Here is a 16,122-nt window from a genome sequence, read left to right on the forward strand (position 1 = left end):
CGTTCAATATACGACGACCGCCGGCCGGTAATAAGCCGGACGCGCCGGGTACACCACACAACCGGCGAGCGTGATCGCCAGTAGAATCACCACGAGTATTTTCATGTCAGCCTGCCTGTATCGAAGATGGGTCAAATCAGGCCCAATGCCCTTCGATCCAGCGCCAGTGAGGCCCGCGCTGCGCCCAGTGCCCCGGCACCCAGTGATAGCCGACCCGCACCGGCTGCCAGTGACCCGGCGCCCATACGTAACGGCCATGGTCCCAACGCCAGCGGCCCTGGTCCCACACATAACCGTCACGCGGCGCGGGCACCACTTCGACGCGTGGAGGCGGCGGCGCCATTGGCGCGATCACCACGGCCTGCGCGGCTGCGGACGTCGAGTCGAGCATCGTTCCGCTACCGAGCATGACGGCCAGCAAGACGCCTGCGATAGCGACGGGTTTTCTTGATGTCATGTTGATCTCTCCCATAAAAATCCGCAGCCGGAAGCGGCTCCGCTATGGCTTTAACGCAGCAGCGGCGAAAATCCGTCGCAGAAAACTGCAGGAGAAATATTTAGAAACACGATGAAAGCAATCACGTGGGTGAGATGCGTGAAACGCCCGTCCAGAGCCAAAGCGAGCAGTAATAACTTCAGCCGGAAAAACGTCGTTGTCAGCTTAATAACAGCACTAGTTATTACAACGAATGGCGATTGAGAGCCGACGTTATTTATCCGCCCCGAAACTTTAATCGGCAAAGAGTTTAATGCGCGCAGTTTTGTTGCTTGATGCAGTAAGACCATGCGCAGTTTCTCTAACAAGATCCCAGCGAATATCCCCTCGTATATCGATGGAGTCGCTGCACGGCAAAGTCGATTCTGGAGCCAGTCAAACATGTTGCGTAGAACGCTACTCCCCATCCCGTTGGCCGCGATGCTCACACTCGCTGCCTGCGGTAATAACAATGTCAGCTCGTCGGCCAGCACTGCAGCCGCGGTGTCGACCCAGGACGCCGCGACGACGGCAACGCCGATCAAGCACGTCGTCGTGATCTTCGGTGAAAACGAATCGTTCGACCATTACTACGGTACCTACCCGAACGCGCAGAATCCCGACGGCGAACCGGTCTTCACTGCCGCATCGGGCACCCCGACGGTCAACGGCCTGACGACCGCGCTGCTGACGAACAACCCGACGGTCTCGAATACGGCGAACGGCACCTCGGCGATCAATCCGTTCCGTCTCGATCGCACGCAGGCGTCCACCGAAAGCCAGAACCACAGCTACACGCCGGAGCAACTCGCGGCCGACAACGGCAAGATGGATGCGTATCCCGCGAACACCGGCAACCCGTCGACGGGGACCGCCACCGAGTTCGGCAAGGCCGGTCTGGTGATGGGCTACTACGACGGCAATACCGTGACGGCGATGTGGAACTACGCGCAGCACTTCGCGATGAGCGACAACGCTTATACCGACACGTATGGTCCGTCGACACCGGGCGCGATCTCGGTCGTGTCGGGCCAGCACAACGGTGCCGTGGTGACGAGCAACGGCGCGGTGGTCGCCGGCAGCGCGACGACCAGCCCGTCGACCGACGTGGTGTATGACCTGCAAGGCGGCTGGTCGCTGATCGGCGACCTCGACCCGACCGGCGACGTGTGCACGATCAAGGCAGGCTCGACCACGACAGCGGCCATGACCTCGAAGAACATCGGCGATCTGCTGAATTCGGCCAACCTCACGTGGGGCGGCTTCATGGGCGGCTTCGACCTGACGGCCACCAACGCGAACGGCACCACGGGTTGCTCGCGCTCGACGTATTCGTCGGTGCTGGGTGCGTCCGAAAACGACTACGTGCAGCATCACGCGTGGTTCCAGTACTACACGAGCACGCAGAACCTCGCGCATACGCGGCCTTCGTCGACGGCGGAGATCGGCTATACCGATCCGCTCGACAACACGGCCACGCCGGTGCATCACCAGTACGACGTCAACGACTTCTTTACCGCCGTCAAGGCGGGCAACTTCCCGTCGGTGAGCTTCCTGAAGGCACCGGCTGTCGCCGACGCGCATCCGGGCAACTCCGATCCGCTCGACGAGCAGGCGTTCGTCACGAGCGTGGTGAACTTCCTCCAGCAGCAACCGGACTGGAAGAACACCGCGGTGATCGTGACCTACGACGATTCGGACGGCTGGTACGACCATCAGTACGCCACACCGACCACCTCATCGTTCGACTCGACCTCGGCCATGTCGACGGGTGACGGTACTTTCGTGAAAGCGGTGACGGGCGCCGACCAGCTCAATGGCGCGGGCGTGTGTAACGCCGCGGGCGCGGTGCAGGGCGTGGGCATCAACGGCGGCGCGGTGAATGGCCGCTGCGGTCCGGGTACGCGTATTCCGTTCGTCGTGATCTCGCCGTATGCGAAGGCCAATTACGTCGACAGCACCGACCTGATCACGCAGTCCTCGGTGGTTCGCTTCATCGAAGACAACTGGCTCAGCGGCACGCGTATCGGTCAGGGTTCGAACGATGCGAACGCCGGCAGCATCATGGGCATGTTCGACTTCACCAAGACCACGCCGAATGCGGCGCTGTATCTGGATTCGAACCTGGGGACGGCACTGACGACCGCACCGGCTGCGATTACGACACCGTCGCTCTAAACGAAACGTCAGAGCATCGACAGGCGTCCCGACCGCGTTCAGCAAGGTCGGGACGCTTTTTGCACATGGCGCCGGCAGTCGCCGGACCCATGTTCCTGCTGAATTTTTCCGGATCGTCACTCGCTTCGCTTCGCCAGCTCCACCGGCTTTGCAGGCCTCTGCTTATCGCTCGTCTATGTCAACGCAACCGCTCCACCCTACACCGTCCACCGGATCCACCCAGCGCAACGAACCTCCTGGCGCCAATCGGCCGCGCGGCCGCCAGCGTCTGATGGTGGGCTGCACGGTCGCGCTCGTCGCCGTCGCTGGCCTGGCCGGTTATGCACTCGCGTACCCGGAGCGTATGCCCGACTCCGTGGGCGAGATCGTCGAAAACCTGACGGGCGCGAACCCGCACCCGGTGCAACTGGTCTTGCCGGCGCAGGCACCGCTGAGCGCGGTCGCGAAACTCGGCAAGCAGATTTTCTACGACACGTCGCTGTCCGCGTCGGGCAGGCAATCGTGCGCGTCGTGTCATAGCCCGACGCACGCGTACGGCCCGCCGAACGATCTCGACGCGCAACTGGGCGGCCCGCATCTCGATCGCCAGAGCTTCCGGCCGCCGCCGTCGCTCGCGTATCTATACCGCCAGGCCGTCTTCAGCATCGGCCCCGATGCCGCCGATGCGGCCGCGCCGCCCGATTTCAACGCGCTCGCTCAAGCAGCACAAGGCACGCAACGCGCCGACAAGGTGGCGGGCACGGCGCCCGCTACCGTCGCGATGGTGCCGGTGGGCGGCATGTTCTGGGACGGCCGCGCGGATACGTATCAGCGTCAGGCGCTCGGTCCGCTGATCAACCCGACCGAAATGGCGAACGCCGATTCCGCTGCGGTCGCCGCCAAACTCGCGCGTGCGCCTTACGCCGCCAGCTTCCGCAAACTGTTCGGCCCGGGCATCTTCAACAACGCGGACATGCTGACCGCCGAGGCGATGTTCGCCGTCGGCCGCTACGAATTCGAACAGCCGGACTTTCACGCGTTCACCAGCAAGTACGACTACTGGCTGCGAGGCAAGGCGCGCCTCACGCACGCCGAACTGCACGGTCTGAACCTGTTCAACGACCCGAAGAAAGCGAACTGCGCAGGTTGCCACCTGAGCCAGCCCAGTTCGGACGGACTGCCGCCGTTGTTCACGGATACGCAATACGAGGCGCTCGGCGTGCCGCGCAACACGCGTCTTGAAGCGAACCGCGACCCGAAGTTCTTCGACTTCGGACTGTGCGGGCCGCTTCGTCAGGACCTCGCGAAGCAGACGCAGTATTGCGGCATGTTCCTCACGCCGACGTTGCGCAATAGCGCGAATCGCAACGTGTACTTCCACAATGGCGTGTATCACGACCTCAAGCAGGTGATGGACTTCTACAACCTGCGCAATACGTCGCCGGACAGGATCTATCCGAAGGACGCAGCGGGCAAGGTGCAGAAGTACGACGATCTGCCGGCTCAATACCATGCCAACGTCGATATCGCCGACGCGCCGTTCGACCGGAAATACGGCGACCAGCCCGCGATGAGCGATCAGGATATTCAGGACATCATTGCATTCCTGCACACGCTGAATGACGGTTACAAGCCCTGAGCCAACTGTGACGTTGAAGTAGTTTTTTGAATCTGCGCACCGTCGACCCGTTCGTGGTCACGGCGCAGTGTGAGAGCCGTGCGGGCCGGTGCGGTATGCTTGACGGTCCCACGACTCTCATCTCTTCCCTACCCGATGGCCGATTTTCCCTTCGACGCCGTACTCTTCGACTGCGACGGCGTGCTTGTCGACTCCGAACCCATCACCAACCGCGTGCTGACCGAGATGCTCGGCGAGCTGGGCTGGCAATTGAGCGTCGAAGAGACGATGCGCATTTTTGTCGGCAAAGCAGTGAAAGACGAGGCCGCGCTGATCGAAGCGCGCACCGGTTTCGCGATCACTAACGAGTGGCTCATGCAGTTCCGCGCGCGTCGCAATGAAGCGCTCGACAAGGAACTGGCGGCGATTCCCGGCGCGGCTTCGGCGGTGCGCGGGTTGTTTCCGCTGTTGAACGGACGCATTGCCGTTGCCTCGGGTGCCGACCGGGTCAAGATCGAATTGCAACTCGCCAAGGCCGGCATCCTCGACTGTTTCGAAGGACGTATTTTCAGCGGACACGAAACGCCTCGCAGCAAGCCGTTTCCCGATGTTTATCTGGCAGCGGCAGCGGCGCTGGGTGTCGATCCGACACGCTGTGCCGTGGTGGAAGACACAGTGACGGGCGCGACTGCAGGTGTCGCCGCGGGCGCTACGGTGTTCGGTTATTGCCCGATGGAATTGGGTCATAGCAGCGCGACGGCGTTGCATGGCGCGGGCGCGGTGCATGTTTTCAGGGATATGGCAGAGTTGCCGGGGGTGCTGTTGGGATGGGGGCGGGGCTGATCGGCTGCATTGAGTTTGGCGGGTAGCGCAGGCGTTCGCGGTTCAACGACACTCGGGGGCGCGCGAGTTGATCGACGGAGATTAGTTGGCGGGTTCGAAGGCGAAAGCGACTTTCAATCCGCTGACCGGGACCGATGCGCTCACGCATATAATTCGACCTCAACAAAATATGAAAAGAGGGGTCTGGCATGGCGGAAGGTGGTATCGAGTTTCAGGAGTCGCAATTTTCAAGAAGTGTTCATACACCGCGCCAGGTTGTTTCCGATCCGGAAGATCCGCTTTTCGGCATCAAGACAGCACTTGTCACGTTGCGCTTCACGATGGATGTCGCCGAGCGCTCAGAAACGCTTGCCTTCCTGACGGAAGAGGTAACGAGTCTCCCCGGTTCTGATTTCGATTCTCTCGTCGCGTGGAGGTCGAAAGGATATGAGAAGCTGCTGAATCTGCTACGCAGAGGCTCCTCCGACCAGGATGCATTGCTCGAACTGTGCCACATGTTTCGTTGGGCCCAGGACGGTGTGACGAAAGATGTGCCGTTCGTCGAGAGTATGCTCGAATCGATCGCTCCGATGAGGAGCGTCGCGGCTGATCCGGCGGCATTCCCGCAGATCCTGTCCTACAGATACGCCACACTCCTGCAGGACAAGTGGAACACAGCCAGATCTCCGGCTTCGAAGCGGGTCATTGCCGGCAGCAGCCTGCCTCTTCTGAAGCACCTCATGGCAGCGACCGATTACTTGAAGAATCGCGCCACCTTCATGTACGCACAGGCAAGCCTGCTCCTTGGTGACCGATCGGGCGCCTTGACGAATCTGCTGGCTGCGTTGCGCGATCCACAGGCGCTGACGTACCAGCGCGAACTGCTGTCTCAGTTGATTCTTACCGAGACCTTTCCGCGGCTCCCGCGCGAACTGAACCAACTGTTCCTGGCAGATCAGCGCTATCTGAATGCCCAGTTCTGGCGCTATGTCGAGCGCCTGCTTTCCGGATACGCTGCCGGCCAACGTGCCGGCGCCTTTGCCGCACTGTTGGAGAAGGCCGGACTGTCCTCCGACAGCGCCGCCCAACTCGACAACCGGCAAGAGTCCCTGCTGATCGACCTCGCAAAATTCTGGAGCATCGGATTTTCCGCTGACTCGGTACGGAGCATCGAACATTGTCGCTCCTTGCTCGACCGCGAAGAATTGAAAAGCCTCCTCTCGGACATCCACGCGCGGCTCTGTTTCCTGTACCTGGATGGCGCTGAAAGGGATCTGTTCGCCGCGTTCGAGCATGCAACCGAATCGCTGTCAGCCGCTTATTCGCCGGACGTCGCGGTGGCGATGCAACGGATCTTCCTGGCGTTGGATCAGAAGGGAATGCTGGAAAGCCTTGCACATACGTACGCGCATGGTTCGGTAGGCGCGTCGGCGCGCGAACGCGCTTTTGCCCAGATCCACGCTGGTGCGCTTGAGCCTCAATGGATTCGACCTGACGGCGTTGACGAGTTATCGGCAATGCAATACCTCGCCGACAAGTCGACCAGCACGGCCGCGCGTCATCTCGCAATCGCGCGAGCTGCGACAATCTCAATTCGAGGTGAGTGCTCGCCCGGCCAACATCTGAAGATTCAGCGCTACCGGACCGGGCAGGAATACTTCGAACACTTCGGCGATGCCGCCCCCTTCGCTCGACTCAAGGCGAGTTTGCAGAGCTTCGGTTTTTTCCGGCAACAGGGATCGCTGATCCAGTCCGGACCGCATGGAGACTGGATATGGCTCGACGAGCCAGAGAGCGACGAGCTCATCATTGCGTTTGCGGACCGGTTCAGCTATCACGTTTTCCCATCCGTTCCGAGCCTTGTCAAAGAACGCCGGACCAATGTTCTGTTCGTCAATAATCCCGTCTGCAACTGGTACAGCGATGACGAAGTCGCCCGCATCGACGCCCTGATCCGTGAACGCGTGATCGGCCGTTTCGCCCCTGACAAGGTGACGTGCTATCACGGCTCGATGGGTGGCTACGGCGCAATTCTTTTCGCTCGTCGCTTTGACTTCTCTGCGATTGCAGTCAATGCGCAGGTGAACCTGGATCTATGGGCGATGGACCGTCCCCAGGACGCAGAGCGAATCATGTCCATTGAAAATCGGGTGAATCTCGACCAACTGCCGACCAGCGCATACGAAGGCGCAAGGTTCTGTTTGATGGTTGGACAGCATCCGACCGACTCAATCGCGTTTCAGGCGCTGTTGGCGAAGTTTGCCCACGTGAAGAATTTGAGCCTGATCGTCGAACGATTCGCGATTGCGCAGCACGAGGGGCTCATTGCGAAAGCGTACGGTAACAAAGTCGTCGAGACGGTCGCCGCCCGCGCCGCCAGCCTGACTCAGTTGGGCTGCATGACGAAACCAGGAACGGAATATCGCTCGATCGACCCGGAGGAGCGACGTAATCTGTTTCAGGTTATCAAGGACAGCGCGGCGGGTCGATGGGAGCTTATTGCGCGAGATGGGACCTGGTACGTGCGATGACGCGGTTCCCGGATGACTTCAGACAAACACGGTGTATGGACCGGCGTAGCCGGTCTGTGAAGTCTCTGCCGCAACGGTGCGTAGGCGTTAGGCCGGGGAAAATGTAATGCTCGAAAGTTGACCTGGTTCGTGCAGGTCTTCAGAGAAATGGTTGAGCTGCCGGGAGTGCTGACCGCGTCGAGTCCGGGCTGACTGGCCGGGCGCCGGTTGGGTGCCTTCCCGATACGAACAGGTGTTGGCGGTTCGATAACAGTCGGGGCCCGCGAGTTGCCCGGCGGCCATCAGTTGACGGGTTCGCTCGTGCGATCGATTTCCGCTCAATCCCGGCCGCATGCGGTTTGATGGCAGATGGCATGACACGTGCAACTGGAACGCACGAGCGCGACACAAAAGCGTGCTCGTTGCCCTTCCACCCTTGCCGGAGATCCACCATGACCTGCCTCATTTTTAGCGACCTGTCGCATTGCAACGAACTCGATCGCGCTGACGCGCAAAACGTACGCGGCGGCAGTGCCTGCTTCAACCGCGAAGAACCGAACTGGTGTCATCCAGCACCGCCGGGGTATGTCCCTCCTCAGTGGAACCTCTGCTCGCCGCCAGTGCACTATGGCTGTGAGCCGGTTCGGACGCCGGTCTGCTATCCGCAGCCGCCGCATATCGTGCCGCTGTGAGTGGACCTGCGACTTTAGTTGTCGGTACCGCAGTGCATGCTGCGCTTCGTATCCGCGCGCGCAGTGTTGCAGGCGCTGGGGCCTCGGCTCGTGTGAACGGGGCCCCAGCGTGCTTTTTACCTGCTTATTCAAAGGCCGGCTCGATCGGGACTCGATAGCTCACTGCGAGCCGGTTGGTCTCATTAGACATACCGACAATCGCGAGCAGTTCGCCGAACATTTCATCGGTCATACCGGCGCGGCGCGCTGCCGCCGTGTGACTCGCGACGCAATAGCCGCAGTTATTGGTCACACTGACCGCGATGTATAGCAGTTCCTTGACGAGCGGATCGAGTGCGCCAGGGGCCATTACCTCCTGCAGACTGTCCCAGGTCTGTGCGAGCGTGGGCGGGTGCTAAGCACGCACTTCTAGAAGTTGTTAACGTCATCGACCTGACGGGTTTGCTTGATGTCGTCGTAGACTGGCTTTTACCTCTGGCGGCGCGCCAGTGTAGTCGACCGGATTGGACTGGGGCATACATTCTCCTTTTCCTGATGGGGAAACCTGATGCACAAACCACTCAATGCGTTCCGAGCCACTCCATCCGCACTGACTCGAGTTCGCGCGGTAACCGGGGCGACATCGCCGCGCGGCGCGGCAACTCGACGAAGCCGAGTCGCCGGTATAGATCGTATGCGCGTGTATTGCTCACCAGCACGTCGAGCACGAGTTGCTGCTGCGCGTGCGAACCACTTGCAGTGCGTTTGCGTTGCCGCGTCGTAACGCTCGCTTGCATTGCATCGGCGAACAGCGCGCTAAACACGCCCGTGCCACGCAGGCGCTCGTGCGTTGCGCAGTGCGCAATCAACGTCTGCGCGGACTTCGGAGCCAGCAATTCGCTTTCCAGTATGAGCCCGCGCAACAGCATGCGGATCGTCTGGATCAGTCCAAAAAACAGCAGCAGTATCAGCGCGACATGCGGATCGTCGAACCATGTGTGACGGCCGTCATGCATGGCGAGCACCGCCACCGGACAGTCGTCCGCGTTCACGGCGACGCGGTGACGTCGGTACGAGAAGCGCCCTGACCTCGATGCGAACGCAAATGCCAGAAAGCTGATGCAGGTCTCGGCCGGTTGGCCGAGAAAGAAGCTGAATTCGCGTACGCCCGACGCGAAAATCAGCGGCGCGCACGCGTTAGCGTCGTCAGGGCGCGCTGCGCGGAAACGGGGGGCGGTAAGCTCGCCGTCCAGAGACGGACCCGACGACAAGCCGGGCATGACGTCTGGCGTCGTATACATCGAAGCGATACTAGATGACATCCTGGTTTTCCATTTACTTACGCCGATACCTACTTCTTTCCTGCCACGACCAATACAGCACCATCCCGAAACCGACACAGACGGTGACGTTCAGGGGAATCAGAACATAATTCCCGTGCTGAAGAGCAACCAGAACTGCCGTCGCCGAATAGAAAAAGGTAAAGATCTCGCCCGCCAGCAACACCGAATTTATACGCGGTGAGTTGGCGCGATAGCCTTCCTTGCCCTTCGGCGTCCGGTGAAAATCACCGTAAACGCCAAACAGCGCACGCACGCCACCAGCGAAGTAGTACCACGCCATCGGCAAAAACATCGCAATGTATCTATAGGTGTCCCACAAGCTTTTCAGCACACTCGACGCGCCCTCCAGGCGGGCGCCCTTGCGCGCACCGAACGCATTCTCCAGCCCCCACAGCACGACCAGACCAAAGAAAATGAGTGCGCCCCAGCGCATCCCTGCTCCGTCGAAATGCATCAAATAGGTTAGAGGCAGGCTCAGCAATATCAGAATATAAATCGATGCAAGCAACACTGACGAAAACATCGTGGAAATCGCATGCATCCGTTTTATCAACGGCATACGTTGCGATAGCATTTGCCTGACATGCTTGAAGCCGCTGTGAATCAAACCCCGGCCCCAGCGTTCTCGCTGAATACGGTACGAGCTAACGGTTTCGGGTAACACAGACATTGAGACCACATCGCGCAAATAAGCGTACTTCCACTCCCCAAATTGCGCGCGGTATCCAAGATCGACGTCTTCTGTCACGGTCGACGCGTTCCAACCTCCCAACGCATCCACGCATTGCTTGCGCCACACGCAGGAACTGCCGCTGAGCGACGCCATATCGCCGTCTTCGCTCAAGCCCACCGTGACGTACTGCTGATGGCCCATTTCCATCGCCTGGAAACGCGTGAGAAACGACACATCGCGATTCTCGTAACCAATACCCGTTTGCAGGAAACCTAGTTTCGAATCTTTGAAACAAGGAATGGTTTTAAGCAGGAAATCGGATGGCGGCACAAAATCGGCGTCGAAGATCGCAAAGAATTCTCCGCGCGACTGCTGAATTCCGTTGACCAGATTGCCCGCCTTATAGCCATTGCGATTGCTACGCTTGACCACCCGAACACTGACGCCCCGCGCCCTGTGTTGTTCGGCACGCAATCGGGCGAGTTCGCTCGTGCAGTCAGTCGAATCGTCGAGCACCAGAATCTCCAGCAACCCGGACGGATAAGACAAACGGCACGCAGCATCGATCAACCGCTCGACAACCTCCGATTCGTTATAGATCGGCAGCAGCACACTCACCGACGGGCAGAAATCGGTCTGTGTCCTGGAAGATGAATGCACAAGCTCAGTTAATTTGCGCTGTTCGACCTTCCGCGAAATGAGGAATACCCGCAGTTCGAGCAGAACATACAGCGCAAAATAGACGACCACGACGAAGAAAACTGCCTGGCAAAACCAGGAAAGCAACGTAAGCATTGTGATCAGTTCCTCACCGCTTCACGACCGCGCAGACTTCCTCCAACCGATGTGCCCAGGTGTGATGCTCCCGCACGTATTTCGCACCGGCTTCGGCGCGATCGCGATCTTCCTGCGAAGGACCGTGACGCAAGCGGCCGAACAGTTCGCGGGTCTCTTCGTAGGTATTCACAACGTGGCAGAAATCGCGGAAATGACGGTCGACGGCCCGGCTCGGGTTGGTAACCGCGATTCCCCCGCACGCGATAATCTCGAGCAGGCGTCGCGAGAACATCGTCTCAGAGCTCGTGACCGAATTGACGTTGATCGATACCGCGTGCGATTTGTAGACATTGGCGGTTTCGCGATGCGCGACTTTGCCGTGCAAGCGCATCTGACTGGTCTTCGGAAAGCGAAACTCGAAATGGCGCGACAGCCGGTCGTGATTGCGGTCGAACACGTTGATCGGCATTTCATTGTGCTCGCAGAGTTCGAACACCATGTCCAGAAAGCGACGTCGCTCGTTCAGGATGCGCCGGTAATAGCTGCCCGTGAAACAGACTTCATTGTGCGTAAAATTGAAACCCGTGAAGCTGTGAAACGCCGGTTGAAACGGCATGATCAGCGTATTCACCGGCACATGTGCGGGCACCTGTCGGCGATAGCGTCCGAGGCATTCTTCGTCGGTCGTGAATACGTAGTCCGTGGCTTTCGCCACGTCGATAAACGCGTCGAAGAAAGGACCATCATCCTTGTTCCAGAACACGGTAGGAACGCCCGCCTTTCTTGCGAAATCGACCAGACGGAAAATCGCCGTGGGCTTAGTCAGACGCAGCAGCTTTGGCTGTTTTGCCAGTTCGTAGCGCCAACTGCCGTCCACGCCGTGAAAAGCCGACTCGACCAACACGAAATCCGGCTTCCAATGGCTGATCACATCGCGGTAATTGCTGGGCGTCATGACCCGAACACGACATTCCGCGGACAGACAATCCGCAGTGAAATAATCCGTCACCAGCGCGATTTTCAATCGGCCGAAGCGGCCGGTTCGCTCGACATCTTCGGCGACCTTTGGGTAATCGTAGACGATTGAACCCAGTTTTCTAATAACCCTACCGACCATTTCCCTTACCCCGCACTTTGCGGTAGTGCTTCGATGACAAAGTCGCGCCAGCAACGCTGCGTGGTCGCGTATTCTTTTGCTTGTTGGCCCAGCGCGGCAAGTGCCGCGCGATCACTCATCGCAGTTTCAATCACGCGCGCGAGATCGGTCGCATCGCCGGCATTGAAAAACCAGCCTGCGGGACGCTCACCCATTTCGTCGCGAAACACCGGCAGATCCGGCACGATCACCGGCTTGCCCATCGCCATCGCTTCGACGAGTTTGATCGGCGGCACGATTTCGCAGACCTTGAACGGCTTGCGTGGAATGCACACGAGCGAGCAGAGGCTCAAAGTTTCGTGCGCCTTTTGCGGTCCCATGCGTCCCAGAAAGCGAATATGCTCCGACAAGCCGAGACGCTGTACCTGGGCCTCAAGCGACGCGCGCACATCACCATCACCGATGATGTTCACCGACGTTTGCGCGCCGCGCGCACGCAATAGCGCGACGGCCTCGATCAACGTATCGAGCCCTTCATAAGCCATTAGCGAACCGGCGTAGCCGATCGTGTCATGCTCGATTTCCCGTGACGCAAATGCTGCAAATCGCTCCGGTTCCACGCAATTGGGCAGCAGAAACATACGTTCCTCTGCAATTCCCCAGCGAGCGCGCGCAAAGCGGCCCAATTGCTCCGAAATCACAAATACGCGATCTGCGTGGCGAGCGACGAGGCCTTCGAGTTCCAGACCTTGCAGGAAACCTTCGCGCCCTTCGTAATGCGGCGTGCGTGAAATGCGCGTCAGCTCCCATAGGCCGCGCATTTCGTACTGGAACGGAATGCCCAGTTGTCGCGCGGCCAGCAATGCCGGCAACGCATTGACATGATTCGACGCCGCATGAATGACCGACACACGATGCTGTTTCGCCCAGCGAGCGATCACTCTCGCTGCTTGCATGGCATACAGCAACACGGGACGGTTGTTCGCCGGCCCCGCCGAGTGCAGATAGCGCACATCGCCTACCTGCGTTTCCGCGCCCGCTGCGTCACCCAGGCGGTCGAATCGATCGAATGGATATCCCGGCCGGGTCAATGCGTGCACACGGCCGCCTGCCGATGTCATCGCGCGAATGACCTCGTGCGTACGCGTCGTGTAGCCGCTCGTGTGATACGGCAATGCACTCGCCGCAACATACAGAAGGCCACCGTGACCTTTGTGCGGGGTTGCGACAGACGCACGCTGCTTCGCCTTGCGCTCGAGCGTGCGGACTGTCAGCCTTCGGCTCAAACCCAGATAGGGTTCGGTGACACACGTCAGCAGAGATTCGAATATACCGCTCATGCCCGCGCAGTCCCCTGCGGCTTGAGTTCCGCGTGCGCCAGGTCTACGGTTTGCGACATCTTGATTTTTCCGCGCGCATGCAAATCGAGAAATTCCGCGGTTGTGATCACGTCATAGTCTTTGGTCAGGCGTCGCAGCAGCTTACGATAACCCTCAACACGCTGATCGTCGCGATACGTCGCATGACCCTTCTCGTCCCAATAGAGCAACGACCACGAATGCAGCAGAAAAATCGAAAACGACGGACTACCGCTGAACGCATCGAGTAGCAATTTTCCCCACCATGGACGGAAGCGGAAATAAGGCGACTCAGGATACGTAAGACGCGCCCACCATTCATCCTTGCCAACTTTCGGCAAGATTTTCTTTTCCGTCATCGGTACTTCCAACACCCCGTTGGACCATGCGTACGGAAGATTGGTCGACTCGCTGAAAACAGCCTGCTTCGCGTGCACAGCGCACATCGAATTATTGAACGACACGGGCACACCAACGGTTGCGAGCGCGCGAATCGTCGCAGCGTTCCAGCGGAACGAACCCGCCCGATGCCCAAGCACCGGTTTCCCAGTCTCTGCGGAAATGAGGTCGCCGAAATGCCTGATGACGAATTCGGCACGCGCGTCGTCGACATAACGATTCATGTACTGCGGCCGGTGAGGAAGGCCATGCTTGGCCCAGAACGAATCGGGCAGATACTCGGGATGCGTGTGCAACTGAACGTCTTGTCCCACCGAATCAAGCCAGCGCACGACCGCTCGCGTCTCGTCGAGATACGACCACGCACCGCATTGGTCGACGAAGAACACGTGCTTGACGCCAAATTCATCGCCAATCCCCGCCATTTCACGAATTCCTGCCGTTCCGCGTTCGTGCACGCCCCACATCAGCCGTTTGACGTGATCGTGCGGCGCGCGCTTGGGCAGCGCCTCCGTATCTACCGTCAGCATGGCATAGCGATTCTTTTCCATTCTTCTCAACTCAATTTCAACAATGCATTCCACTCTGACTCGCTGGCCAATCCTGCGCTCAGCGGCATGATGCATGCATCGCGATAACGCCATGCAAGGTACGCCTGCTTTCTCTGCAGCAAGGACGGCCCTGCGCCGCTCAAATTCGGGAGATATTCCACAAGCCATCCAAGCCGGGAATAAAAGCCGAAGTCCGAAATATCGGTCACGAGGACCGGCGCCAGATGACCGGCATCTTTTAGCCTCGTAGAAAACCCCTCGCACGCAGTTCGCACGCCAGGACGATCCGCGCCTAGCGCCCAGATCATCACAGTCGTTAGATCCGACGATGCGGACCTGTGTTTGAGGGTAGATAGCCACGGATATGGCGTGACCTGCGGCGGCATCATGCCCATCGCCGCGAGGCACCGCCGAAAATCCCGCCACACACGCTCTCTCGACGATAGTGGAGGTTTATCAGCGAGCAGATCGTAGCGCGTGAGCAACGCCCACTCTGGTTGGGCCGCAAGCGATTTCAACTCCCGTCGCAATGCATTGGCTTCGGTGATCACACTCACTGCATGCGCTCCTTCGTTACCGCTAATGTAAGGATGGCTTCTGCCGCCAGCGATGCGCCATTCATGGGGATCGCAACGTTCTTCACATGCGACGCGCCGAGCATGCCGAGCAATTCGCCAACGGCGATCTCACGTTGTTCATCTGTCTCACACGCGGAAACGACAGCCGGCATGGCTTCAGCGACCATGTGTGCGCGGCGAACCTGGTCGTCGGCGAGTCCGGCATTCGGCACGAGCAGCGCCGGCACCCCTGCCTGCACCAGTTCGCAACACGTGTTGTAGCCTGCTGCACTGACGACGACATCGAAGGCGCGCAGAAAGCGCGCCAGTGGATATACCGTGAGCGGCATGACGCCGGCCGGCAATTCGACGTCACGCACCGAAATGGGCGCACGCACCCACACGATCTTGAAACCCGCCGCTTCGAAAACGCGGATCAAACCGTGCCCAATCTCAGCCACATCCTTGAGATTACCGGGCCCGAGAGTAAACAACACGAAGCGGCCACTCTGCGCGAGACCCAGCGCATCGCGTGCCGCGGCGCGGTCAAGCAACTCCTCCTCTTCGAGCACGCAAACAGGCGGCACGAGCATGCGTTTTCCACCACCTTCCAGAACTGTCTCACTTTCAGTTGCACCGAGTTCACCGGGTTGAACGACTAGATCGAACCCCGACTCGTCGACGGGCACTGTCTTCGTGCCCGCCTTCAGCAGACCGCGATTGGACCAGACAAGCGCTGGCGAACCGTACGCTTTGCACGCAGCAAGAAAGCCCTGGAATGGCCAGGTGCCGTCGAACACGATCACGTCCGGGCGCACACGTTCGAGCATCATGCCGAGGCGCACTGCCAGTTCGCTATTCCAGGAAAACGTCGAACTCGCCGACCAATACGGCGAAACGAAATAATCCGCTTCGAAACCCATGTCTTCGATGAGCTCGATCGCTGACGCCAATGAAAAGAAAACCGGCCGGGCACGCCCGTGCAAACGCCGCGCATAGGAAAGACAACGATTCAAATGGCCCATCCCCGAGCCATTCACGTTGAAGAACAGGATGCACGGATGCGGTGGATCGATTGAATCCTGATGAACCTGATTCAGATCATTCATGCGACA

Annotated in this window: 14 protein-coding genes and 1 pseudogene; 5 read left to right on the top strand and 10 right to left on the bottom strand. The window is 59.4% G+C overall.

Annotated features, from left to right (window positions below):
- Positions 1–136: 136 nt before the first annotated feature.
- Both ABH945_RS24790 and ABH945_RS24795 read right to left on the bottom strand, forming a co-directional pair.
- Positions 137–457, bottom strand: coding sequence for a YXWGXW repeat-containing protein (locus ABH945_RS24790; RefSeq protein ID WP_074768345.1), 321 nt, complete (start codon positions 455–457; stop codon positions 137–139).
- Positions 458–507: 50 nt separating this feature from the next.
- Positions 508–786, bottom strand: coding sequence for a hypothetical protein (locus ABH945_RS24795; protein ID WP_429252258.1), 279 nt, complete (start codon positions 784–786; stop codon positions 508–510).
- Between the two features lie 91 nt (positions 787–877).
- On the opposite strand from ABH945_RS24795, the gene ABH945_RS24800 reads away from it, so the two are divergent.
- From ABH945_RS24800 to ABH945_RS24820, 5 genes are all read left to right on the top strand, one after another.
- A complete protein-coding gene (locus tag ABH945_RS24800; protein ID WP_429252259.1) occupies positions 878–2,653 on the top strand; it encodes a phospholipase C in 1,776 nt (591 codons plus the stop codon).
- A 175-nt stretch (positions 2,654–2,828) separates the two neighbouring features.
- Positions 2,829–4,271: a cytochrome-c peroxidase gene (locus tag ABH945_RS24805; RefSeq protein WP_429252260.1), complete on the top strand. Its 1,443-nt coding sequence runs from the start codon at positions 2,829–2,831 to the stop codon at positions 4,269–4,271.
- Between the two features lie 135 nt (positions 4,272–4,406).
- Positions 4,407–5,093: an HAD family hydrolase gene (locus ABH945_RS24810; protein ID WP_429252261.1), complete on the top strand. Its 687-nt coding sequence runs from the start codon at positions 4,407–4,409 to the stop codon at positions 5,091–5,093.
- Positions 5,094–5,281: 188 nt separating this feature from the next.
- Complete coding sequence (locus ABH945_RS24815) at positions 5,282–7,603, top strand: hypothetical protein (protein ID WP_429252262.1); 2,322 nt, start codon at positions 5,282–5,284, stop codon at positions 7,601–7,603.
- A gap of 431 nt (positions 7,604–8,034) precedes the next feature.
- Positions 8,035–8,274, top strand: a complete 240-nt coding sequence (locus ABH945_RS24820) for a hypothetical protein (protein ID WP_429252263.1) — start codon at positions 8,035–8,037, stop codon at positions 8,272–8,274.
- A 124-nt stretch (positions 8,275–8,398) separates the two neighbouring features.
- Here ABH945_RS24820 and ABH945_RS24825 read toward each other — a convergent pair.
- The 8 genes and pseudogenes from ABH945_RS24825 to ABH945_RS24860 form a co-directional block, all read right to left on the bottom strand.
- Positions 8,399–8,791: pseudogene (locus ABH945_RS24825) on the bottom strand (carboxymuconolactone decarboxylase family protein).
- Positions 8,792–8,834: 43 nt separating this feature from the next.
- Entirely contained in the window at positions 8,835–9,533 is a 699-nt protein-coding gene (locus ABH945_RS24830) for a GNAT family N-acetyltransferase (RefSeq protein WP_429252303.1), read from the bottom strand.
- Between the two features lie 55 nt (positions 9,534–9,588).
- A complete protein-coding gene (locus ABH945_RS24835) occupies positions 9,589–11,064 on the bottom strand; it encodes a glycosyltransferase (protein WP_429252264.1) in 1,476 nt (491 codons plus the stop codon).
- A 13-nt stretch (positions 11,065–11,077) separates the two neighbouring features.
- Positions 11,078–12,001: a CgeB family protein gene (locus tag ABH945_RS24840; RefSeq protein ID WP_429252265.1), complete on the bottom strand. Its 924-nt coding sequence runs from the start codon at positions 11,999–12,001 to the stop codon at positions 11,078–11,080.
- Positions 12,002–12,168: 167 nt separating this feature from the next.
- On the bottom strand, positions 12,169–13,482 hold the full coding sequence (locus ABH945_RS24845) for a glycosyltransferase family 4 protein (RefSeq protein WP_429252266.1): 1,314 nt from the start codon (positions 13,480–13,482) through the stop codon (positions 12,169–12,171).
- Positions 13,479–14,450: a polysaccharide deacetylase gene (locus tag ABH945_RS24850; protein ID WP_429252267.1), complete on the bottom strand. Its 972-nt coding sequence runs from the start codon at positions 14,448–14,450 to the stop codon at positions 13,479–13,481. The genes ABH945_RS24845 and ABH945_RS24850 overlap by 4 nt, the downstream gene beginning before the upstream one ends.
- 5 nt (positions 14,451–14,455) lie before the next feature.
- Positions 14,456–15,007, bottom strand: coding sequence for a hypothetical protein (locus ABH945_RS24855; protein ID WP_429252268.1), 552 nt, complete (start codon positions 15,005–15,007; stop codon positions 14,456–14,458).
- Positions 15,004–16,116: a glycosyltransferase gene (locus ABH945_RS24860; RefSeq protein ID WP_429252269.1), complete on the bottom strand. Its 1,113-nt coding sequence runs from the start codon at positions 16,114–16,116 to the stop codon at positions 15,004–15,006. Before ABH945_RS24860 ends, ABH945_RS24855 begins: the two co-directional genes overlap by 4 nt.
- Positions 16,117–16,122: the final 6 nt, after the last annotated feature.

The organism is Paraburkholderia sp. GAS333 (genome assembly GCF_050435665.1).
Taxonomy (GTDB): Bacteria; Pseudomonadota; Gammaproteobacteria; order Burkholderiales; family Burkholderiaceae; genus Paraburkholderia; species Paraburkholderia fungorum_A.

Excerpts from the sequence above, each read along its gene's own strand:
- ABH945_RS24790 (WP_074768345.1), bottom strand. The coding sequence starts at position 457 with ATGACATCAAGAAAACCCGTCGCTATCGCAGGCGTCTTGCTGGCCGTC.
- ABH945_RS24795 (WP_429252258.1), bottom strand. The coding sequence starts at position 786 with ATGGTCTTACTGCATCAAGCAACAAAACTGCGCGCATTAAACTCTTTG.
- ABH945_RS24800 (WP_429252259.1), top strand. The coding sequence starts at position 878 with ATGTTGCGTAGAACGCTACTCCCCATCCCGTTGGCCGCGATGCTCACA.
- ABH945_RS24805 (WP_429252260.1), top strand. The coding sequence starts at position 2,829 with ATGTCAACGCAACCGCTCCACCCTACACCGTCCACCGGATCCACCCAG.
- ABH945_RS24810 (WP_429252261.1), top strand. The coding sequence starts at position 4,407 with ATGGCCGATTTTCCCTTCGACGCCGTACTCTTCGACTGCGACGGCGTG.
- ABH945_RS24815 (WP_429252262.1), top strand. The coding sequence starts at position 5,282 with ATGGCGGAAGGTGGTATCGAGTTTCAGGAGTCGCAATTTTCAAGAAGT.
- ABH945_RS24820 (WP_429252263.1), top strand. The coding sequence starts at position 8,035 with ATGACCTGCCTCATTTTTAGCGACCTGTCGCATTGCAACGAACTCGAT.
- ABH945_RS24830 (WP_429252303.1), bottom strand. The coding sequence starts at position 9,533 with ATGCCCGGCTTGTCGTCGGGTCCGTCTCTGGACGGCGAGCTTACCGCC.
- ABH945_RS24835 (WP_429252264.1), bottom strand. The coding sequence starts at position 11,064 with ATGCTTACGTTGCTTTCCTGGTTTTGCCAGGCAGTTTTCTTCGTCGTG.
- ABH945_RS24840 (WP_429252265.1), bottom strand. The coding sequence starts at position 12,001 with ATGACGCCCAGCAATTACCGCGATGTGATCAGCCATTGGAAGCCGGAT.
- ABH945_RS24845 (WP_429252266.1), bottom strand. The coding sequence starts at position 13,482 with ATGAGCGGTATATTCGAATCTCTGCTGACGTGTGTCACCGAACCCTAT.
- ABH945_RS24850 (WP_429252267.1), bottom strand. The coding sequence starts at position 14,450 with ATGGAAAAGAATCGCTATGCCATGCTGACGGTAGATACGGAGGCGCTG.
- ABH945_RS24860 (WP_429252269.1), bottom strand. The coding sequence starts at position 16,116 with ATGAATGATCTGAATCAGGTTCATCAGGATTCAATCGATCCACCGCAT.